Raw genomic sequence first — 21,315 nt, 5'->3', positions numbered from 1 at the left:
TTTAATTATTCCCACAGTTAGATTTATATTTTATGTTGATAATTTATATGTTTTATATTTTACTTAAATATTTTTAAAATAATAAAAAAACTGAAAGTATCAATCAAATTAACATATGCAAATATACTTTGCTTATCAATTTAATATTATACTTTCAGTTTTAGTATTATTTAACCCATAATAGATAATAATCTTAAATTACTAATATTTTAAAACTATTTATCTTCATCAGATTTATTTTCTAAATTTTTGTTTATATCAATAACATTATTTCTTTCTTCTTCATTTTTTTCTAATTTTATAGTAAGTTGCTCTTCAATTTCTTTAGGAGAATTTTCCTCTGTAATTGCATTTTCAATATCATTTAATGGTAATTCTTTATTGAATGCTTTTACAAATTGCTTTGCATCTAAAGTTTCGTATATAAGTAAAGCTTGTGCTACATACTCTAATCTATCCATATTTTCTTGTAATATACTTCTTGTCTTATCGTATGCATCATCAACTATACGCTTTGTTTCTTGGTCTATTTCAAAAGCAACTTCTTCAGAATAGTTTCTCTTGCTTGAAAAACTATTACCTAGAAATACTTCATCATCACTATCAAATGACATTGGCCCAAGCTTAGAACTCATTCCATATTTGGTTACCATACTTCTTGCAGTAGCTGTAACTCTTTCTAAGTCATTTGAAGCACCTGTAGATACATCTTTAAGTACTAACTCTTCTGCTACTCTACCACCAAGTAAAACTACAATATTTTCTTTCATTTCATTTTTTGTAGCATAAAACTTATCTTCAACAGGAAGTTGCATTGTAAACCCTCCAGCTCTTCCTCTTGGAACTATTGTAACTTGATGAACAGGACTTACTTCCTCAAGTACATGAGCACAAACTGCATGCCCTCCTTCATGATATGCTGTAAGTCTTCTTTCTTTCTCACTTATTACTTTTGATTTTTTAGCTACACCTGCTATAACCTTTGTTATAGCTTCTTCTATAGTTTCCATCTTAATTTTCTTTTCTCTTTTTCTAGCTGTTAATATTGCAGCTTCATTCATTAAGTTCTCTATATCAGCAGGAGTAAATCCTGGTGTTCTTCTAGCTAAGACATCCATTTTTACATCATCACTTAATGGCTTATTTCTTGAGTGAACTTTAAATATAGCCTCTCTACCTTTTACATCTGGTGTACCAACAACAACTTGTCTGTCAAATCTTCCTGGTCTAAGTAAAGCTGGGTCAAGTATATCTGGTCTATTTGTTGCTGCCATGATTATTATACCTTGGTTTACTCCAAATCCATCCATTTCAACTAGAAGTTGATTAAGAGTTTGCTCTCTTTCATCATGACCTCCACCAAGACCTGCTCCTCTTTTTCTACCAACTGCATCAATTTCATCTATGAATATTATGGCTGGAGCACTTTTCTTAGCCTGTTCAAATAAATCTCTTACTCTTGATGCACCAACCCCAACAAACATCTCAACGAAATCAGAACCACTTATACTGAAAAATGGAACGCCTGCCTCTCCTGCAACTGCTCTTGATAGATATGTTTTACCAGTTCCAGGTGGGCCTACCATAAGCATACCTTTTGGTATTCTTGCACCTAATTCAATATATTTCTTAGGATTCTTTAAGAAGTCTACTACCTCTTGTAAGTCTTCTTTTTCTTCATCTAAACCAGCTACATCTTTAAATGTAACTCTAGTTTTTTCATCATCTTTATGAACCTTAGCTTTTGATTTACCAAAGCTCATAACCTTTCCGCCTCCACCTTGAGACTGATTCATAAATACGAACCAAAGAATCACCATAAAGAATATTAACAGTAATGTGGGCAACATTTCGACAAACCAAGGTGTAGATGGCTTAGCTTCACCACCAAAAGTTAGTTTCCCTGCTTTAGCTTGGTCTAACACCTCATCTGCAAGTTTATTTCCCATTACTTCTGTTGGAACATATGATTTAAACTTTGTATTTGTATCTTTTATAGTACCTTCTACAGAAGTTTGATTTACAAAGTATAATCTTGATATATTCTCATCTGTTAATTCTCTATATACTTCAGAGAATTTTAAATCTTTTATTTTTTCTGTAGGCTTACCTGAGAATTGAACTATACCTACTATAATTATAAAAACAAGTAGATAAAAACCTGCCCCTTTTAGCAACTTATTCAATATAGAAGCCCTCCTTTCATACATTGCTTTGCCCTATAATTTGTTGAAATTAATTTTTAATACTTCTTTTGTGCTTTCATCAATTTTATAATTCTCACTGATTTTATAATCTCCAACACATATTATTCCTTCACTATCTGTGATTATAGGAATTTTACATCTTTCTTCTCTTGGGATTTTTAAATCTATGAATAAATCCTTCACTTTTTTACTTCCCATAGCAAGCTTTATCTTATCACCTTGCCTTCTACTTCTTATTACTATACCCCCTTTTACCTTATTAAAATCAAACCCTTTAGATGAATTGTCTAATTTCATACTCTTATACCTATCTATACTTATTACTTGGGTCTCAATAATTTGTTTTAATTCTTTTATTTTTATAAACCCATTACTAGGTACATTGTAATAAAATTCAATTTCCTCATTAACAATTTCCTCATTGGTTAATATTATACTGTCTTTTTTTCTATAAACAAATATATTTCTTGGAAGAGTTAACATTTTATTTACTTTTGAATCACTTTCTAAAGACATTATATCCTCTATATGTCTTTGGTCAACAAAATTAGTATCTCCTAGTATATGTTTTATAGAATTTCTAAGAACCCTAACTTTGATTGCATCATGCAAGCAAATAAAATTATCTAAATTTATCTCTACAAAGCCTTTTTCTTTTACATTTGAAACTTCTCTAAATTTAGCCTCCGCCTCTTTCTCAATATAATCGTTATCACTTTTTAAACTATTGCTCATCCTCACTATAGATTCTATTACATTTGAATTAAAATTATCCTTCATATATGGTAAAAGGTCTAACCTTATTTTATTTCTAGTGTATATATTTTCTAAATTTGTTTTATCTATTCTCGGGTTTAAATTATAAGCTTCACAATACTCCTCTATCTCACTTCTTTCCACATCTAATATGGGTCTAATTATGCAATTATCTCTAATATAATCAATTCCCTTTAGACCTGTTAAACCTGTTCCTCTCATAATACGCATCATAACAGTTTCAGCTTGGTCATTGAGATTATGACCTATTGCTATTTTATTGGCTTTAATCTTATCCTTAATTTCATAAAACATTTCATATCTTAGCTTCCTTGCTCCTTCTTCTAATGATAATCCCTCATTTTCACAATATTTTGGTACATTAATAGACTTTACAAAGAATACAATTCCCATATCCTCACAAAGCTTAGATACATATAATGCATCTTTTTGAGCTTCTATCCCTCTTATTTGATGATTTAAATGTGCTGCATATATTTCTATATTAAAATCTTTTTTCAATCTATTTAGTACATGCAATAAACAAACTGAATCAGGTCCTCCAGAAAGACCTAAAACTATTTTATCGCCTTTTTGTATTAAATTATGTTTATTTATAGTACCTAGTACCTTATCAAATATCATATTTATCCCTCTTACACTTAGTTTTATTCACTTTTAAGTATACTTTCTATAAAAAAACGCTAAACCCTTGTATCAATTTTAAGAAATTAAAGTTTAATATAAATATAATAATACCAAATAAATTAAATAAAAGGTAGTTTTTTCACTACCTTTATAAAATTTCTGGAAAATAGCTATAGTTATTATTTAATACCTATGTATATATCTATTTTATTCCTACCTAAAAATAAATCTTGTATCTTTATATTATAGTCTATTTTCAATTTTATGTATTCCCCTTCTTGTATATTTATATCTAATTCTCTTGTATCAATATCAATTAATAAAGTAGCTTGTGGGGTCACATATTTTGTAGTGCTACTTTCTCCACATTTAAACAGCATTGTTGAGTTAATAGCGCCAAACTTTTTGATACTAACTTCATTTTTAAGTATCTTTATAGTATTAGTTATTTCTATATTTTCTTCTTTTTCCTTGTAAATAACATATATTCCATCATTTTTGTAAAAAATTTTACCAAAGGCAGTCATCTCTATGGTGTCCATATTTCCTTTTTCATCATATTGTCTAGTATTTATACTTATTTTTACACTCAACGATTTTTCCTCCATAGATTCTTCATATAAGCTAATATTTTTGTATTTCTACTTTTTGAATCTTATCAATTTTTTTCTTTAAAAATTCTCTTGCTATATCTGAAAATTTTTCATGTATATCTGATACATAATATTGATAAGTTCCGTGAACTTCTGTATTGTTTATAATATTTTGTCCCTCTAAAATTGTTTTTAAATCTTTAGCAGTCTCTTTAGCTGGATTAACTAGTTTTATATGTTCTCCAACTTCTTCACCTATTGTTCTCTTCAAAATAGGATAATGAGTACATCCTAATACTAGAGAATCTATGTTTTTTTCTTTCAATTCTTGTAAATATATCTTTGCTGTCAATTTAGCTACTTCTGTATTTGCCCATCCTTCTTCAACAATAGGTACAAATAGAGGACATGCTTTATTGACAATTTCTATGCTCTCATCTATTTTAGATATTTCCAAATTGTATGCTTTTGAACTTATAGTTCCTTCAGTTCCTATTATTCCTACAATTTTGTTTTTTGTAGAACTTACAGCTGTTCTAGCTCCTGCTTCTATAACACCAATTATTGGTATATCATATTTTTCTTGAGCTTCTTTTAAACTTCTTGCAGTAGCAGTGTTACATGCTATAACTATAGCTTTTACATCTCTTGTTTTTAAAAAGTTTATGGCTTGAAAAGTATATTTAATTATAGTTTCTTTAGACCTTGAACCATATGGTATTCTAGCAGTATCTCCAAAATATATTATATCTTCATTTGGTAATATCTTCATTATCTCTTTTAAAACTGTTAATCCACCCAATCCTGAATCAAAAACTCCTATTGGCTTATTGCTCATATTTATACAACACCTACTTTACATTTTTGTGTTTAACAACAACTTATTTATCGCTAAAATTTTTATTTATATTCATAATTAATATATTATTACCTAAATGATTATTATAGTTTATTTTACACAAAAAATAAAGGAGCTATCTAAAATTAGAAAATAATTTCTAGAAAAAGACAACTCCTTTCACTACTTAAAAATTTAAATTTATTTTGCAAACACATGATTTCCTATTCTCATATATGGATTTAGTCTATTTATCCATTTGCAAGTGGCTATTTCTGGATTCCAGAAATATACTGCTTTATTAGTTGGGTCAGTTCCATAAAGAGCTTCTTGAGCTGCTTTACATGCTGAGTCTGTCGGTGTCATCTTTATTGAACCATCAAGCACAACTGAGAAAGCATTTTTTTGGTATATAACTTCTTCTATTGTGTCTGGAAATCTAGGGTCCAATACTCTATTTATTACTACAGCTGCTACAGCAACCTGTCCCTCATAGCTTTCTCCTCTAGCTTCTCCTGCAACCAACTTAGATAATAATATTAAGTCATTATCAGATAAATTTATGACTTCTTTCTTTGCTATATTTTTTTCTTGTTTATTTATTTTCTTAATCTTCTCTGTTGGTTCATATGCAAATACCTCTTTAATAGGTATAAATATAAAAGTCAAAGCTAATAGTATAGCCATCAGTTTACTCCACCTGTCCATGATTAAAACCACTCCTTACAATCTTATTTTTAAAATTTTTTCTCTAAATCTTTTACCACTTCAAGTACTTTAAATTTAATTTTTACTCTACTTGTTTTCTTTGGTGTATCTTGCTTTATTAACTTATATTCTTCATCAGTTAAAACTTCTTTCAACTTATCGTCTGTAGATTTATCTATTACTCCATTAGACTCATCAACAAAGCATAGTGGAGGGAACATAACACACCACCAATTTTTTCCTTCACCTTTTCCAATAATAATCTTTAATGCCTTATATTCACCAGCAGGAAGAACTATATTAGAATATTGTTTAGTAGGAAAGTTGCTGTATTGTATACCTACCTTTACACTGTAATTATATCCATTTTCAAGAATAATATTTTTACTTATTTCTTCCAGATTACTATATTCCTTTTTTATAATAGCTTCACTCTCTTTTATACTTTTTGAATTTTGAAGCTTTGGTTGTAAATATTTTATTACTTCATCTCTAACTTTTAGTTTAAGTTCTTGGTCTTCATCTGTATTGCTGTTTGCTATAACATGAAATCTTATTAATTTATCTTTATAATCTTTTGATATATTATCTACCTTTTTTACCTCACCATTTATTACTATTGTCATTATTGATATGACTGATATAAGACTTAATATTAATAGTCCCAATCTAATCTTAATTTTTCTCATTGAAAATTCCCCCTTAAGATAAATTTATATCATCAATTATGTCCAATTAAATTTAATTTATTCATAATATTTTTTAATATTAATAAAAAAAGCTATTTTAAAATGATTGTAATCATTTTAAAATAGCTTTTTAAACTTATATTTTATAAGTCTTTACTAATCATAGCCTTATCTATCATAAACTGCTCTGCTTTTTCTATATGCTCCGTAGCATACTTCTTAGATAGCTCACTATCACCTTTAATTATAGCATCAAGTAAATATTTATGCTCTTCAACAATATTATGCGATGTATCATAAGCAGACATGTAAGTAACCCTAAACCTATATACTTGTTCCCATAATGAGTTTATTAATTGGATTAATTTTTTATTATTAGTTGCTTTAAATATACATTCATGAAATTCTACATCAAGTTTTAACAGTGCATCTACATCGGATTCTAAAGTACTCTTTTTGAATTCTTCTGATATATCTTTAAGCTTTTTAATATCTTCATCACTAATTCTTTCGGCGGCAAGATATGCTGCTAAGCCTTCTAAGCTTGCTCTTACTTCTAATACATCCATAATATCCTTTAACGACATATTTGCAACATACGCACCTTTCCTAGGCAACATAACAACTAAACCTTCTAATTCAAGCTTTCTTATTGCCTCTCTCACTGGAGTTCTGCTTACTCCTAATTGTTCTGCTAGTTGTACTTCCATTAGCCTTTGACCAGGCTTTAATTTTCCTTCTAAGATTGCCTCTCTTAAATTTTCAAAGACTACATCTCTTAATGGCTTGTAATTATCCAAGTTCAGTTTAGTTAAATTCTCCACAAATTTCAACCCCTTTTTGACTGCTATTAACAACATACACCTGTTTATATTTTTTTAATAATTCTTTTTTTCCAATTAGAGCATCTTCTTTACTTTCAAATAGTCCAAAAACTGTAGGACCACTTCCACTCATCATAGAACCTAAAGCATTATTTTTCATCATTACTTGCTTTATATCATTTATTTCTCTATGTTTACTTATAGTAACATTTTCAAGAATATTTACCATGCTTTCTGATACAGCTTTTATATCTTCAGACTTTAAACACTCCATCAAATATTTATTATTTGGTCTTTTTTTAATATTATTCAAATCTAATCCTTGATAAACTTCTTTAGTAGAAACGAATAAGTCTGGTTTACATATCAATATATTCATATCACACGGTAAACCTTTGATGTCTGTTAGCTTTTCTCCAACACCTTGAGCTAAAGCAGGTCTTCCTGATATACAAAATGGAACATCTGCTCCTAAATTAAATCCTATTTCTTTTAATTCATCTTCAGATAATCCAAGTTTCCATAATTGATTTAGACCTACTAATACTGCGGCTGCATTAGAACTTCCTCCAGCCATTCCTGCTGCTACAGGAATATTTTTTTCTATGAATATCTCTACACCTTTTTTTATATCAAATTTATTCTTAAGTATTTTGGCAGCTTTATAAACAATATTATCTTCATCTAAAGGAATATCTAAACTAGTGCTTTTTACCTTTATTTCATCTTCATCTAAATTTTTTATATCTACTATATCGTATAAATCTATCGTTTGCATTATCATTTCAACAAAATGATAACCGTCTTGCCTTTTTCCTAAGACATCAATGGATAAATTTATTTTTGCTCTACTCTTTAGTCTTATAAAATCCATTCTATCCTCCTTGTTTAAAGAATAATGCATCACTAACAATAATATTATACTACAAAAAATAAAATAATAGGGTATTATAATACCCTATTATACTTAATTACTTTAAATTTTTTAACATTAATCTACTAATACGACTTTTTTTTCTAAAATAAGACACTTACCAGGCTTAATTGGTTCATCAAGTTTTATATCATTAAGTTCTGCAATTTCATTTTCTGTTGTATTGTATTTTTTTGCAATGTTCCAGAAAGTATCTCCTTCTTTACATATATATACGATTATGCTAGGAGCTTTAGATAAATCATAGACACCTTGGTCTTCACCCTTGATAATAAAGTTTTCTGCTTTCTTATCTAATGCTTCAGTAAATCGCTTGATTTTTATAATCAAATCTATCTGGTCTCTATTCAAATCAACTTCAACTTTATCAATACATGCTGTATTAAACACAGATGCTGTATCAGTTAAATTATCCATCTCTATATCGTGTTCAAATGGAATTTCTTCACTAATTTTATAAACCAATTTTAAACCTTCAACTGGAACAAATAAAATTTCAACTTTTACGATTCCTTGTATAATGCTTTTATTTCCTTCAATATAGCTATTTTCTATAGACATAGTTGGACAAACGCTTACAATATCTTTTATTTGTATATCATCATTATCATTTCTTATGCCTTCTCTAACCATAAATGTTTCTTCACTATTTCTTAAAGTCTTATTCAACTGAATAGGTTTATGGTCAAATTTTATTATTTTTTGAGGAGAATATGCATCTTGTAATACTTCTCTTGTCACTTCATCTGTAACTTTTACTTTACAACAAGCCATACAATCTATTTCTAAAAGACCTGTATTACTTTCACTATTTTGTTTGAAAATATGATTAAAGTCTGACATAGATAACAGAACTTCCTCAGTCATACCATCACTAACTCCAGGTACTTCTACAAATTGAGTAAACTCAATACCTACTCTATCCAACTCCACAAGTTCACCCTCATATGTACAAGCTAATGGATTTATTTCTAATACTCCACCAATAATAACTTTATTGTCAGTCACTCTACTTTCTTTTACTTTAACACATGGATTCAAACTTATTATAGACTGAATTTCTTCTGTGTTTATAGTTATAGTATCTCTTATAGAACTTTCTGCTTTTTCTATTCCAACTATATCTTGAAAACATATTTCCTTTCTGTACTTTTGTATTCCTTCTACTTGTGCTACATCTTTTACAATGTCTAATCTTTGCTTCTCAAACAAACTTCCCCTTATATTCATAAGAGCTCCTACTTTAATTTTTCTCTCATTCATTATAGTACAATCCATATGCTCTACTTCTGAAAACAACATGTATTCCATATCTTGAACAACATTATCTTTTTCTATTACTTCGTTTATATCTACTTTCCCATCTACATTAGAAATAGTATTTTTATCATCTGCAATATAGATTACATTATAATTAAAACTTCCTCTACAAAGTATCTTCCCATCTGCCATTTCAATTTTTTTAATTGATATGTACCCTTCTGTTTTTACAATTTCATATACATCTAATTTTTTGTCCGGCACAACTGCCTCCGCCTCAATGAATGTTTGAAATTTTCCAAAGTCTATTCTATTGTCAACCTTAATTACATCTTTAATTAATTCCATAGCTTACCTCCTTAAGTATTATAAAAATATCACACTATATTTATATTTAAGAAGCAAAAAAAAAATTACACCTATTTTTAATAGGTATAATTTTAACTGATTTGTAATTTATCTTGATCTCTAAAAACTTGTAACTTTACATTAGATGTTAATAAATCTGAGTAACTATAAGATACTCTAGGATATCCATTACTTTCATCATCTAATTTTATAACAAACACGCTTGGATAAACTTTTTCTAGTATACCCTCTTTTGTAATAATCTGCTTTCTTCCTTTATTAGCTTTCAACAATATTTTCTTTCCTATATGTCTCTCTAAGCTTACTCTTATCTTGTCTAGAGTTTGAACAGTAGCCACAATATCACCTTCTTTAACGTTTATATGTTTACATAATATCACATATAAACATTTTTGTCAAATGTTTAAACTAATTATTTTATATATTTTTTGCAAAAATGTCAATACTATTTTTGAAGATATACAGTATAATTATGTTAATTTTTGCTAATGTAATATTGTTTTTGGCATTGCCCATCTAAATTTTCCTCTTGTTTCAGAACCACCAATTCCCTTAACACCTGTAATAGTCTGCTCTATAACCTCATCAATAGGCACTACTACATCAATTCTTGAACAAGCAATTTTCTCTACTATAAAAACAGGGTCTAATGCATGTATCATTATTCTTCCAGGTGAACTTGCATAGTTTGCTCCTGCACTTATTATTTTTTCATAATTTGATTGGCATGCTCCTGCAAATATAACAAGATTATCCAAATTTGGTTGCCATTTACGTGCTTCTTTTACTGTTTTAATAAAGTTTAAAGAGTTTCTATAGTTACTCATATCTTCTATATCCCCTCTTTTTATTGTCATTGCATCATGACCTGTTATTACTAGTATATCTGGATTATATTTTTCTAGTAACGCTCTTACTTCTTTATATTGATTTTGTTCTGAAACAGCTACACCTACTGCAGGTATTCCAAGTTGAGCATATACATCCAAGCAAATCTTTAAATATTCTTTATCTCCATCTATCTGTAATACCTTTCCAGGCATTCCATATGTGTTAGGATTTAATTGAAGTTTTGGAACTGCTCTTGTCATTCTTTTTTGTCTTTCTTTAGCTTTTCTTACTGACTTATATAATAAATTTTCTACATTTTTATCTATTAATATACCTTTTATATCAGGTGCTTTTACTAATTCTAAGTCATCAATATAAGCATCTGCTATTACTCTAAATGCAATTCCCTTTAGTATAGCTATTTTCTCATTATTTTCATCTACACCAAAAGAGACTATTTTAAATACTATATCTTTGTCATGTGACTTTCTAGCTACAATGTCTCCTACCTTCATAGTTAAACCTCCAATAAATTTTTATCTTAGTTTATACTATGTTCGATATAAAACTTTGTTTCCTAATGTCAAAAGAACATTTCTTATAATACTTCTTTTATTACTCTTAAAGCATTTTTATAGTATATCTTTTCTATCTCATCTTCACTAAATCCTTCTTTTTTTAAAGGTTCATACAATTTACCCATTTGTGATATATCTTCAATCTCAACCTTTGAATCTATTCCGTCAAAATCTGAACCTAGAGCCACAACATCTATTCCTCCAACATTTACAATATGTTTTATATGTCTAACCATATCTTCAAGTTTACTTTCACTTTTATCACTTAAAAATAAGTGGAAGAAGTTAATACCTGTAACTCCACCTTTATTTGCTAATACTTTAATCATATCATCAGTTAAATTTCTAGAATGGCTCATCATTTTTCTTGAATTAGAATGTGTAGCAACTATTGGTTTAGAAGAAATCTTTGCAATTTCATAAAATCCACCATCTGAAATATGAGAAACATCAACTATCATTCCTAATTCATTCATTTTATGCACCACTTCTCTTCCAAAATCAGTAAGTCCTTTTTCTTTATACTCTACTTTATTATGAGGAAAACTCAATTCATTCACATGATTCCAACTTATTGTCATCATTCTAACTCCTAAGTCGTAAAATTTCTTTAAATTCTCTATTTTACCTTCAAGTACTGCACCTTCCTCAATAGATAAAAGTGCTGTAAGTTTACCTTCTGATTGATTTTTCATAATTTCTTCATAATTAGTGGCTAAAGCTATTACATCACTATTTTTTTTCATTTCCTCATGAAATTTACTTGCCATACTCATACAGTAATCAAAAGGATGCTTTACTTCTTCAGTATCAACAAAAAGAGCAAATGTTTGAGCTAATGAATCCCCTTTTTTTAATCTGTCTATATCAACAGAATATTTGTTAGACTTAAGTTCACTTGTCTCTACATTTTCCATTAATTTTGCTATAGTATCACAATGTAAATCAATAAATTTCATATTTATACCCCCTGTATATTTTATATTTATATCTAAAAATAGAAATAGTTGTCCTTATAGACAACTATTTTTAATATTCTTTTTGATGTTACTTAATCTTAGTCTTCTTTTAAGTTAGGTATTACTTTTTTAACTTCTTCAATTTGATGCCATGTTTTATCTATATCATTTTCACTAATATATTTTTTTAAATCAGTTAAAGATGTAAAATCTTTAACTGATAAATTGTCATCATCATCCGCAAATCTTAAAATAAACATGAGACTACCTTACTTTCCACAACATTTCTTATATTTTTTCCCACTTCCACATGGGCATGAATCATTTCTTCCTATTTTTGCTTCTTTAACTATTGTTTTAGATTTCTTGTAAGCCTTTATTATTTCTTTTCTTTGGTCTGCTGGTAGTATTTCTTCCCAACCTTGTAAATTATATAGCCAATGAGCTTCAACAGTTACCATATTGTTATATAATTTTTCCCAATCTATTTTTATAGAAACTTCTTTATCAGCTTCTACATCTTCTAAAACTATACCTTCTTTTAAACTTTCACTTATTCCATCTATGAATCCCATGAAAAATTCATTAGTAGTTCCAAATTTTTCAGCTAATTCACTTACTTTCCCTTCAACAACATCCATTTTATTATTTAATATTTCATTATATATTCCAGCTTCAATTTTTAAATATTCTTCCCAGAATTTTACCTCTGCTTCTTGACTTTCATGATTATCACTTAAATTTCTCCATTCAGTATATAAACTCATACTTTTTCCTCCTAAGTATACCTATATTTTTATAGTATAAAATCTTTTAGTTAGATTAGAAGTTTCTTCTTTTTGATTATACCATATTTTATTTAAAGTTAACTCTTACATTATATCATAATTAAACAATTCTTTTAATACTTTTATAGCATACTCTTGATTTATAAAGTAAGGGCTTGTCGCAATTGTTATTATTTTGGCTTTTTTAACTAAGTTTTTTATCTTTTCTAATTTGAAATCAAATGGTATATAGTCCATATCACTTGAAAATATATCTAAATCTATATCAAGGACAAATTCTGATTCTATATCTAAATCAAATCCATATGAACTGTCTATTATTATTAATTCTGAGAATATGTTATGTTTTAAAGCGGGTTTTATAAAACTTCCTACATTTAAAACTTCATTTGTATACCTGAATACATCTTTTATATTATTTATATCTACATTATAGTTTTCAGGTTCTCTAGTATCCTTATGTTGGTCCACATGCACTAACTTACATCCTCTTGTAAACTCATCCTTCAGCATAGATTTTACCCAAAAATAAAATGCATGATTATGATTGTCAAATACATATATCTTTTTATTTCCCAGGACATATTCGACCATATTCTTCAACCCTATTGCTTTTATTTCCTTATTCTCATCTATTTCATTAAAGACTACCTCATTACCTAACATTACATCATTCAATGTACCATTTATAAGCTTTGGAACATATATACTCTTACCTTCTCTTTTTTCATATGAAAACACATTATTTCCAACTGGTTTTTTTATATAAAACCCAATATATTCATACTTTTCCATAAAAGTTAAATTCCTCCATTATTATAATATATAAGCCTAAATTCACCTATTTTTGTATTCTCCTCATAGACAAATTTATGGTATTCTTGGTGACTAACACTAATATCTTCTCTCAATATGTATTATACAATAAGTATAAGATATATTTATAAATTAGTATTATTTCTTGCGTAAACATAAACGAGATTATCTCAAAATTGATTTTTTTCTAATCAAATTTTAAGTTCAACTCATTTTTGAGTTTTTGTATGTTATTTTTTGTTACTTCTTTTTCAATTAATATCTTAAATTTTAATATTGAGGAAATTTGAGTACAAGAAATAGAGCCTATGTATTTTTTTAAATTACTTAAATAGCTATTTCAAATCAATATCCATTTCATTTATTTTCACCATCCTTTACTTTTCTACTCATATACATTAGTCAACAGAGCAATAATATATTCTAATTTGAATTTGTTCTAAATGCTTTAAGATATTCTGATTTTTGATCAATATCCTTATCTCCAATTTCTATTAATTGTTCAACACTTAAATTATCTAATTTTTCAGACTTACCATTAATATTTTTATTAGAAAATACTAATGGTACTTTTAATAAAAATACAATTATCATTAAAATGATGGACTTATTTTTTTATTTAACATATAATCCTCGTTTTATAAAAACATCTAATACTACTAAAAAAAATAGCCATACAAATCAATCAAAGCAATATGTTTATACATTTTATTCAAATTTTTTATAGGTATATTTAGTTTTAGATATCCATAAATTTTCCGCTTTATTTGTATCTAAATTATGTTAGGAATAATTTATGAATACTTAATACATAATAAAGCATATAGGAGTGGTATCATATGAAAAAGAGCACCATATGTTTTTTATTAGTTACAATAATTAGCTGTATTACTTCATATACGTTAGTTGATTTAAATAATTCATCACCTGTATTTAGTGATACACAAAACAATACATCCTTAGAATTGATGTACTTTAACAAGTGGAAAGGCAAGTCATGGATAACTCTAGGTGATAGTATAACAAGGGCTAATGGATATCAGGATAAACTTAAGAATATATTAGGATTCTCAAGAATTGATAATATGGGTGAAAATGGTCAAACAATGGTATCCCAATCTAAAAATAAGTCAACATATACACTTGGAAAGACAATTGATTATAAGGTATACGATTTGGCAACAATTTTTACTGGAACTAATGATTTTAGATATAATAAAAAACTTGGAAAAATTAAAGCTAGCGGAAGTGTTGAGTTTGATGAAACTACCTTTACAGGGTCATATCAGCTGTTAATAGAGAAAATATTGTCATCAAATCCTAGTATAGATTTGGTTTTAATTACTCCGCCCCAAAGAATTCGTGATGGATATGATATTGACTTTACCAATGAAGTTGGAAGTAAGCTAATAGATTATGTAAACGTTATAAAATCTTTAGGTCAGATGTATTCGCTTCCTGTATTAGATTTATACTCTGAAGGTGGGATATCAAAAAAGAATATTAGTACATTTACAAGAGATGGTCTTCATCCAAATGATGTTGGATATGATCGTATATCAGATAAAATGTATAGATTTTTATTAAGCATATAGCAAAGAGAGAAGATTAACTCTTCTCTCTTTGTTCTTTCATTACATCTATCATCATTTTAAAATCTCTTGTATTGTACATAAACATGACTAAATCGGCCTCACTATCTCTTATAATATCATCAATAGATATATCAAGTTTATCAATATATCTAGGATCTACTAGTTGCACCTCTGAGAATATATCCGCGAACAACCATGATGTAGGAGCTTGATATGAATCTCTTATAATAAGTATTTTTTTATCAGATAATGCATCTTCATTTCTAATTTTTAAAATAGAGCAAGCATTACCAAACATATATGCACCACCATATAAAATGTCTTCTTCATTTTTACGAGTAGCTATAACATCTTCTTCCTTGCATTTAGTTTCTGTTTTTCCATCAAATTTATAATATTCGTAATTAGGCTTATCTTTTAGATGAACATATGGAATAGTCTCATCTTCTTTAACTAGTTTATTTAAATTTTTATTGAAACTTCCTAGAAAATATCCTTTATCATACATTGTTTGGGTATAGTTATCCCAAGAAATATTATTTACTATATTCATATCTTCAATTATAAATTTAAAGCCTTCATAAGCTCCTATTCCATTCCAGTGATGGTCTGTTTTAAAATACAAGCCTTCTCGCTGAGATTCATTAAACTCTTTTAAAAAATGTTCATCTACATCTATAGAGTTTATAATTTCTAAATCCAAATAACTTTTGAAAGCATTTTTATTATTAATATCATTTTTTAATCCATCAGTATATTTGGGGTATAAATGTGTTAACATACTTTCTTTATTTGGAGTAGAAATATAATAAACTTTTTTATTTGAATCAGCTGCTATTTTAGATAATTCATTTATTTCATTTGCAGCATCTTTTAATTCTTTTTCAGTCATTGATTTTGATGGCATTGGCATAATCCAGTTATCATCTAGTAAATAATAGTTTTTAATTTTATTTTTACCAAGAACTATTTGTGCCTTAGAGTATATTTCAGATAACTCTTCTCTAAATGGAAACTGGTCTGAAAAATAACTTTCAAATTTACTTGTATATTTTTCAAATTTAAAATCTTGTAGAGTTGGTTTTTGAGCCAACGTTCTATTTTCAGATTCACTAATTTCTTTATCTTTGCTTACTATGTGTATAAGGAATGTTCCTATTATTATAACTACAAAAGGAATTGATATCCACTTTGATTTCTTATTATTCATCTTAATTGTCCCCCCTTAGAATCTGAAATATAAAAATGGATTATATGTAGAATTTATCAATATCACAACCACTATAAACATTAGTGCCACTAAAAAAGTTGAATGAAGTACGTATACAAAATTACTTTCAACCAGCTTTTTAGTTTTTGATTTTAATATTGACTTAAGCTTAGGTATTATAGGTATTGCAAATATAATAGATAAAATTATAATATATCCATAATCATTTATATACATAATAAAGGAGTTATTATATATTGGACTTGAGCCAATTCCAAATAAAACTTGTACAAATTCAGATGCTTGTACTATATTATCTGCTCTAAAGAATACCCATCCAATCATTACTATTAGTACTAAGTATATATGTCTAAATATCTGTGGTACCTTTTTTAGTAATTTATCTAAAAAGGCTTTTTCTATACTAATTAAGATTCCATAATATATACCCCATGTAAGAAATGTCCAGTTAGCACCATGCCATATTCCTGTTAAAGACCATACCACAAATAAATTTGTATACTGCTTAATAGGAGAAACTCTATTTCCACCTAAAGGTATGTATACATAGTCTTTAAACCAACTACTTAGTGATATATGCCATCTTCGCCAAAATTCAGATACAGATTGTGATATGTATGGATAGTTGAAGTTTTCAAGAAAATCAAATCCAAACATTTTACCAAGACCTATAGCCATATCACTGTAACCTGAAAAGTCAAAGTATATTTGAAGTGTATAGCATATTATTCCCAGCCACGATTCAGCTATTGAAAGATTAGCTATATTTGCTGAAAAAACTCCATCTGCTACCACACCAAGTTGATTTGCTAAAATAACTTTCTTAGCTAGTCCACATATAAATCTATTTACTCCAACTGCAAATTTTTCATTAGAATGAGTCCTCTTACTTATTTGCTCATCTACAGTTCGATACCTAACGATGGGACCTGCTACAAGTTGTGGAAATAAACTTACATATAGCCCTAAGTCAAATATATTTTTTTGAACGCTTCCATCTTTTCTGTACACATCAATTACATAACTCATTGTTTGGAATGTGAAAAATGATATACCTAAAGGTAGTGCTATTGTTGGAATGCTTATATGAGCATTAAATAAAGCATTAAAATTGTCTATAAGGAAATTAGAATATTTAAAAATCACCAATAATGATATGTTAAAAATCACAGATAATGTTAACCACAATTTCTTTTCTTTCTTATTATCTGAAGATACTTTAAGCCCAAACATATAATTGATTGCTATAGACCCAAGCATTAAGAATATATATCTAGGTTCCCCCCATGCATAAAAGAATAGACTCATAAGTAATAACACAAAATTTTTAAGTTTATCATTAACTAAAAAATAAAGTATAAAAACTACAGGTAAAAACGCGAATAAAAATGTTAAGCTACTAAAAATCATATTTTTATATCAATTTAAATCCTCTAAATTGATATATTCACCTCCTTTAATTGACACCTTTATGGATCTATTTTATTGTATAACTACACTTGAACAAACTTTGTTTAAAAAAAATGTATAATAGTGGACTAACATAGTTATATTTAGATACAAAATGTATTAGTATGTAAATTTAAGTAAGAGTAGGACTTAATTTTATAATTAGAGCCATCTCTTGATAATCATGAAAGTTATTTTTGACAGACTTATTCCTTATATAAATATAAAATAATATAAACACATAAAATCATAATATTTTTCTTGAATCTAAGTCTATTTTATATATTACTTATATAGGTTAACATAATAACATAAAAAACATATTTTGCAAATATTTTTAATTTAATTGTAATTATTTGTTATTGAAAATATTATTTATATATACTCATCTCGACACAAAATCTTATAATAACGAGTCGCACCTGGAAATTTTCAAACATATTGTAAACACTTATTTACATAGATTTTTCATTTCTAACTATAAATTCGTTATATTTCTAGTTGTGCAAATAAATTTTCTAGAAGAATAAATGCATTGTGTTATTTTTTGCCCAAAAAGGGGATAACTCAAAATTTTATTTTGAGATATCCCCATATAAATAAGTATAAATATTTAAGCAATCTTGTTATTCAAATTCTTATTTTCTCTTTTGTTTATCTTATTTAAAGCATAAGTGGCAAATATACCTATAACTGCACATACTACAGATAAAATAAATATATATGTATATCCTGTTTGTCCATATTTATCTAACCAATTACCTGCAATAGTGTAATAAAATGCGTCTGGAGAAAATCCTATAAATGACGCAAATCCAACTACTGCTCCTGTGGTTTCTAAAGATATATTAGACTCTGAAACAGATGCAAAGTATATACCTCTAAATCCAAATAATATTACACTTAGTATTATCATGTTTATTACAGCTATCCATATAAATCCTGCACTCTTAGGAATAACCAAGTAAGCAGCTGTGCTCACTGTCATTAGTATAAATCCTACAAACATTACTCTTATAGATGAACCAACTTTATCTGTTATGACACCAGCAACTGGAGATGCACCCATTTTTATAACATAAGTTCTGATTATTGATAGAGCTGAAACTAGAGTCATTGGCATTACGTAAACTTCTGATAAGTATGGACTTAAATAAGTTAAACTTGAAAATACTAAATAAGTTGAAAATATTATAAGACCAATCAACCAAGCCTTTGGCATTGTAACTACTTTTAATAATGACTTAATGCTTAATCCTTCGTCTGATGTTCCACTATCTTTTTTATCTTCTACTAAGAAGAATAGAAGTATACCACATATTATAGATGCTGCAGAATATAACCATACTACATATTTGAATCCTACTGTTATTTCAGCAAATTTACCAAAGAAGTAAAGACCTATAAAAGAAATTAATGTACCTGATACACCTGATAATCCTTCATAAAAACCAAATATTCTTCCTTGCTCTGACTCACTTCCTTGCATTCTAACAACCTTAACAGATGCTGAGAAGAAAGTTAATATAGTCGTAAATCCCCATAATACAAATATTAAAAGTATCATACTATATGATGGGAATGTAGAGAAATAAAATCCAAGTATTCCTGAAGCAATTAAAGAAAAAGTTATCAGTTTTCTAACTGAGAATCTATCTGCAAACCATCCTCCTATAAAATAAGATACCATTCCTACTAATCCATATAAACTTAATAAGTTCCCTATTTGTGTATGACTTAATGTTAAAGCCTGTTGCATTGGGTCATAAAATGATGATTTCATATATGGTAAACTATACATAGCTGTTGTTCCAAATGCCAATATGAATATTATTAAAAATCTTTTAACATTACTTTTGTTTTCCATTGATTCTCTCTCCTTAAAATTTTATTGTTTATAATCTCATTCATGTAATTTTATTTTAATTTTTTTATTGCTTTTTTGAAGTCATTTATTATGTCATTTGAAGATTCTAATCCAACAGCTATTCTTATTAGATTTTCTCCATTCATTTGAACCAATGTATGTTCTTCCCCTAAGCTTGTTGCTATTGTTGCAAGCTCTAAAGAATTCATTAATTTTCTACTAGCTTGGTCTCTTGTCAAACCATTTATACCATCCTTAAGTTTAAATGAAACTACCCCTCCACCTAAACCATTCATTTGAGTTTTACAAAGCTCATATTGAGGATGAGATTTTAGTGCTGGATATTTTACTAATTCTACATTTTCTTCTTTCTCTAAAAACTCTGCTACTGCTAATCCATTTTCACAATGTTTTTTCATTCTCATATCTAATGTTTTCATACCCCTTAAAATCATCCACGCACTCATTGGTGGTAAAGATGCTCCTGTAAAACAACATAAACTTGGCCATCTAACTAAATCTATCAATTCTTTTGAGCCTGCTACTGCTCCTCCTAAAGTATCCCCATGTCCATTTATAAATTTAGTAAGACTATGTATTACTAAGTCTGCACCTAAATCTATTGGTCTTTGCACGATTGGTGTACCAAAAGTACTATCAACTATAGCTAAACTTTTATTTTCATGAGCAATTTCTGCTATTGTTTTTATATCTACTAAATCTAAGGATGGATTTAAAGGACTTTCTATATAAACTATCTTAGTATTTGGTTTCATTGCATCTTTTACATTTTGAGGATTTACTGCATCTACAAATGTAACTTCAACTCCAAATTTAGATAACAATTCAGACATAAATAATTTAGTATGTGAGAATATTCCATCTGAGCTAACTATATGGTCTCCACTTTTTACTAATGCCAATATAGTAGATGTTATTGCCCCCATACCTGATGTACTAGATATAGCGCTTTCTGCATTTTCAAGCATAGCTAACTTAGCCTCTAACTCTGTAAGTGTTGGATTACACTCTCTTGTATACACATATCCCCATGTCATACACAACTCTTCAAAATGTTCTACTGTCTTTGCAGCAAATGTTGCTGTTTGACATATTGGTGTAGCTAATGCTCCTGTTGCTGGGTCTGCACTATGTCCCCAATGTATTATTTTTGTCTCTAAATCTTGATTAATATTATTACTCATTTTGATTCCCTCCTGTTTTGATTTATCTATACAACGTTTTCCCAGCTAAATTTCACCAATTTAGCTTATACTTAATATATTTTTTTAAGTATACTTTTATATTTGTTATAATTCCTAAAAATATGACACTTATTTTGTTTTTTTACAGTTCTAATTATAAACTCTATAGT

At 27.9% G+C, this 21,315-nt stretch carries 21 protein-coding genes; 1 reads left to right on the top strand and 20 read right to left on the bottom strand.

Annotation, left to right across the window (positions count from 1 at the left end; genetic code table 11):
• Positions 1-215 precede the first annotated feature (215 nt).
• From ftsH to KGF42_RS08170, 16 genes are all read right to left on the bottom strand, one after another.
• Positions 216-2,186 carry an ATP-dependent zinc metalloprotease FtsH gene (ftsH, locus tag KGF42_RS08245; RefSeq protein ID WP_054275403.1) on the bottom strand — a complete coding sequence of 657 codons (1,971 nt, stop codon included), beginning with the start codon at positions 2,184-2,186 and terminating at the stop codon, positions 216-218.
• 33 nt (positions 2,187-2,219) lie between these two features.
• Positions 2,220-3,608 carry a tRNA lysidine(34) synthetase TilS gene (gene tilS, locus KGF42_RS08240; RefSeq protein ID WP_107595743.1) on the bottom strand — a complete coding sequence of 463 codons (1,389 nt, stop codon included), beginning with the start codon at positions 3,606-3,608 and terminating at the stop codon, positions 2,220-2,222.
• A 182-nt stretch (positions 3,609-3,790) separates the two neighbouring features.
• Positions 3,791-4,219, bottom strand: coding sequence for a DUF1934 domain-containing protein (locus tag KGF42_RS08235; protein ID WP_306800909.1), 429 nt, complete (start codon positions 4,217-4,219; stop codon positions 3,791-3,793).
• A 16-nt stretch (positions 4,220-4,235) separates the two neighbouring features.
• Complete coding sequence (gene murI / locus KGF42_RS08230; RefSeq protein ID WP_227820869.1) at positions 4,236-5,042, bottom strand: glutamate racemase; 807 nt, start codon at positions 5,040-5,042, stop codon at positions 4,236-4,238.
• Positions 5,043-5,243: 201 nt separating this feature from the next.
• Positions 5,244-5,729, bottom strand: coding sequence for a cell wall hydrolase (locus KGF42_RS08225; RefSeq protein ID WP_227820870.1), 486 nt, complete (start codon positions 5,727-5,729; stop codon positions 5,244-5,246).
• Between the two features lie 50 nt (positions 5,730-5,779).
• Entirely contained in the window at positions 5,780-6,439 is a 660-nt protein-coding gene (gene spoIIR / locus KGF42_RS08220; protein WP_227820871.1) for a stage II sporulation protein R, read from the bottom strand.
• Positions 6,440-6,582: 143 nt separating this feature from the next.
• Positions 6,583-7,263: a GntR family transcriptional regulator gene (locus KGF42_RS08215; protein ID WP_009892132.1), complete on the bottom strand. Its 681-nt coding sequence runs from the start codon at positions 7,261-7,263 to the stop codon at positions 6,583-6,585.
• Positions 7,247-8,137: a 4-(cytidine 5'-diphospho)-2-C-methyl-D-erythritol kinase gene (gene ispE / locus KGF42_RS08210; RefSeq protein ID WP_227826100.1), complete on the bottom strand. Its 891-nt coding sequence runs from the start codon at positions 8,135-8,137 to the stop codon at positions 7,247-7,249. Before ispE ends, KGF42_RS08215 begins: the two co-directional genes overlap by 17 nt.
• Before the next feature lie 117 nt (positions 8,138-8,254).
• Positions 8,255-9,805, bottom strand: coding sequence for a DUF3794 and LysM peptidoglycan-binding domain-containing protein (locus KGF42_RS08205; RefSeq protein WP_227820872.1), 1,551 nt, complete (start codon positions 9,803-9,805; stop codon positions 8,255-8,257).
• 92 nt (positions 9,806-9,897) lie between these two features.
• Entirely contained in the window at positions 9,898-10,164 is a 267-nt protein-coding gene (locus KGF42_RS08200; RefSeq protein WP_009892135.1) for a Veg family protein, read from the bottom strand.
• A 147-nt stretch (positions 10,165-10,311) separates the two neighbouring features.
• The gene (yabG, locus tag KGF42_RS08195; protein WP_227820873.1) at positions 10,312-11,172 is read right to left on the bottom strand and encodes a sporulation peptidase YabG; all 861 of its coding nucleotides are present in this window, start codon (positions 11,170-11,172) and stop codon (positions 10,312-10,314) included.
• A gap of 83 nt (positions 11,173-11,255) precedes the next feature.
• Positions 11,256-12,194 carry a dipeptidase gene (locus KGF42_RS08190; RefSeq protein ID WP_227820874.1) on the bottom strand — a complete coding sequence of 313 codons (939 nt, stop codon included), beginning with the start codon at positions 12,192-12,194 and terminating at the stop codon, positions 11,256-11,258.
• Positions 12,195-12,292: 98 nt separating this feature from the next.
• Positions 12,293-12,454 carry a hypothetical protein gene (locus tag KGF42_RS08185; RefSeq protein ID WP_054275413.1) on the bottom strand — a complete coding sequence of 54 codons (162 nt, stop codon included), beginning with the start codon at positions 12,452-12,454 and terminating at the stop codon, positions 12,293-12,295.
• A gap of 9 nt (positions 12,455-12,463) precedes the next feature.
• A complete protein-coding gene (locus KGF42_RS08180) occupies positions 12,464-12,961 on the bottom strand; it encodes an SEC-C metal-binding domain-containing protein (RefSeq protein ID WP_227820875.1) in 498 nt (165 codons plus the stop codon).
• Positions 12,962-13,066: 105 nt separating this feature from the next.
• On the bottom strand, positions 13,067-13,777 hold the full coding sequence (locus KGF42_RS08175) for a UPF0489 family protein (RefSeq protein ID WP_227826099.1): 711 nt from the start codon (positions 13,775-13,777) through the stop codon (positions 13,067-13,069).
• 444 nt (positions 13,778-14,221) lie between these two features.
• The gene (locus tag KGF42_RS08170) at positions 14,222-14,392 is read right to left on the bottom strand and encodes a hypothetical protein (protein WP_227820877.1); all 171 of its coding nucleotides are present in this window, start codon (positions 14,390-14,392) and stop codon (positions 14,222-14,224) included.
• 245 nt (positions 14,393-14,637) lie between these two features.
• Here KGF42_RS08170 and KGF42_RS08165 point away from each other — a divergent pair, with 245 nt between their 5' ends.
• Positions 14,638-15,393 carry an SGNH/GDSL hydrolase family protein gene (locus tag KGF42_RS08165; RefSeq protein ID WP_227820878.1) on the top strand — a complete coding sequence of 252 codons (756 nt, stop codon included), beginning with the start codon at positions 14,638-14,640 and terminating at the stop codon, positions 15,391-15,393.
• Positions 15,394-15,406: 13 nt separating this feature from the next.
• Here the strand turns inward: KGF42_RS08165 and KGF42_RS08160 are convergent, their stop codons facing one another.
• The 4 genes from KGF42_RS08160 to KGF42_RS08145 form a co-directional block, all read right to left on the bottom strand.
• A complete protein-coding gene (locus tag KGF42_RS08160) occupies positions 15,407-16,603 on the bottom strand; it encodes an alginate O-acetyltransferase AlgX-related protein (protein WP_227820879.1) in 1,197 nt (398 codons plus the stop codon).
• 15 nt (positions 16,604-16,618) lie between these two features.
• On the bottom strand, positions 16,619-18,034 hold the full coding sequence (locus tag KGF42_RS08155; RefSeq protein WP_227820880.1) for an MBOAT family O-acyltransferase: 1,416 nt from the start codon (positions 18,032-18,034) through the stop codon (positions 16,619-16,621).
• Positions 18,035-18,686: 652 nt separating this feature from the next.
• Positions 18,687-19,940, bottom strand: a complete 1,254-nt coding sequence (locus KGF42_RS08150; RefSeq protein ID WP_227826098.1) for an MFS transporter — start codon at positions 19,938-19,940, stop codon at positions 18,687-18,689.
• 50 nt (positions 19,941-19,990) lie between these two features.
• Positions 19,991-21,145 (bottom strand): aminotransferase class I/II-fold pyridoxal phosphate-dependent enzyme, encoded by a 1,155-nt coding sequence (locus KGF42_RS08145; RefSeq protein ID WP_227826097.1) that lies wholly within the window; start codon positions 21,143-21,145, stop codon positions 19,991-19,993.
• Positions 21,146-21,315 lie beyond the last annotated feature (170 nt).

Origin of the sequence: Clostridioides sp. ZZV15-6383, assembly GCF_020657735.1 — a bacterium.
In the GTDB taxonomy this organism is placed as follows: domain Bacteria; phylum Bacillota; class Clostridia; order Peptostreptococcales; family Peptostreptococcaceae; genus Clostridioides; species Clostridioides difficile_D.
Note: the sequence above shows the minus strand (reverse complement) of the source record. Positions and strands in the feature narration are given on the sequence as shown.

Bases quoted from the DNA above. Each gene is read 5' to 3' on its own strand.
- KGF42_RS08170 (WP_227820877.1), bottom strand. From the start codon at position 14,392: ATGATAATTGTATTTTTATTAAAAGTACCATTAGTATTTTCTAATAAA.
- KGF42_RS08175 (WP_227826099.1), bottom strand. From the start codon at position 13,777: ATGGAAAAGTATGAATATATTGGGTTTTATATAAAAAAACCAGTTGGA.
- KGF42_RS08235 (WP_306800909.1), bottom strand. From the start codon at position 4,219: ATGGAGGAAAAATCGTTGAGTGTAAAAATAAGTATAAATACTAGACAA.
- KGF42_RS08145 (WP_227826097.1), bottom strand. From the start codon at position 21,145: ATGAGTAATAATATTAATCAAGATTTAGAGACAAAAATAATACATTGG.
- murI (WP_227820869.1), bottom strand. From the start codon at position 5,042: ATGAGCAATAAGCCAATAGGAGTTTTTGATTCAGGATTGGGTGGATTA.
- KGF42_RS08165 (WP_227820878.1), top strand. From the start codon at position 14,638: ATGAAAAAGAGCACCATATGTTTTTTATTAGTTACAATAATTAGCTGT.
- KGF42_RS08205 (WP_227820872.1), bottom strand. From the start codon at position 9,805: ATGGAATTAATTAAAGATGTAATTAAGGTTGACAATAGAATAGACTTT.
- KGF42_RS08180 (WP_227820875.1), bottom strand. From the start codon at position 12,961: ATGAGTTTATATACTGAATGGAGAAATTTAAGTGATAATCATGAAAGT.
- KGF42_RS08225 (WP_227820870.1), bottom strand. From the start codon at position 5,729: ATGGCTATACTATTAGCTTTGACTTTTATATTTATACCTATTAAAGAG.
- yabG (WP_227820873.1), bottom strand. From the start codon at position 11,172: ATGAAGGTAGGAGACATTGTAGCTAGAAAGTCACATGACAAAGATATA.
- KGF42_RS08160 (WP_227820879.1), bottom strand. From the start codon at position 16,603: ATGAATAATAAGAAATCAAAGTGGATATCAATTCCTTTTGTAGTTATA.
- KGF42_RS08185 (WP_054275413.1), bottom strand. From the start codon at position 12,454: ATGTTTATTTTAAGATTTGCGGATGATGATGACAATTTATCAGTTAAA.
- KGF42_RS08155 (WP_227820880.1), bottom strand. From the start codon at position 18,034: ATGATTTTTAGTAGCTTAACATTTTTATTCGCGTTTTTACCTGTAGTT.
- ispE (WP_227826100.1), bottom strand. From the start codon at position 8,137: ATGGATTTTATAAGACTAAAGAGTAGAGCAAAAATAAATTTATCCATT.
- KGF42_RS08150 (WP_227826098.1), bottom strand. From the start codon at position 19,940: ATGGAAAACAAAAGTAATGTTAAAAGATTTTTAATAATATTCATATTG.
- KGF42_RS08190 (WP_227820874.1), bottom strand. From the start codon at position 12,194: ATGAAATTTATTGATTTACATTGTGATACTATAGCAAAATTAATGGAA.
- tilS (WP_107595743.1), bottom strand. From the start codon at position 3,608: ATGATATTTGATAAGGTACTAGGTACTATAAATAAACATAATTTAATA.
- spoIIR (WP_227820871.1), bottom strand. From the start codon at position 6,439: ATGAGAAAAATTAAGATTAGATTGGGACTATTAATATTAAGTCTTATA.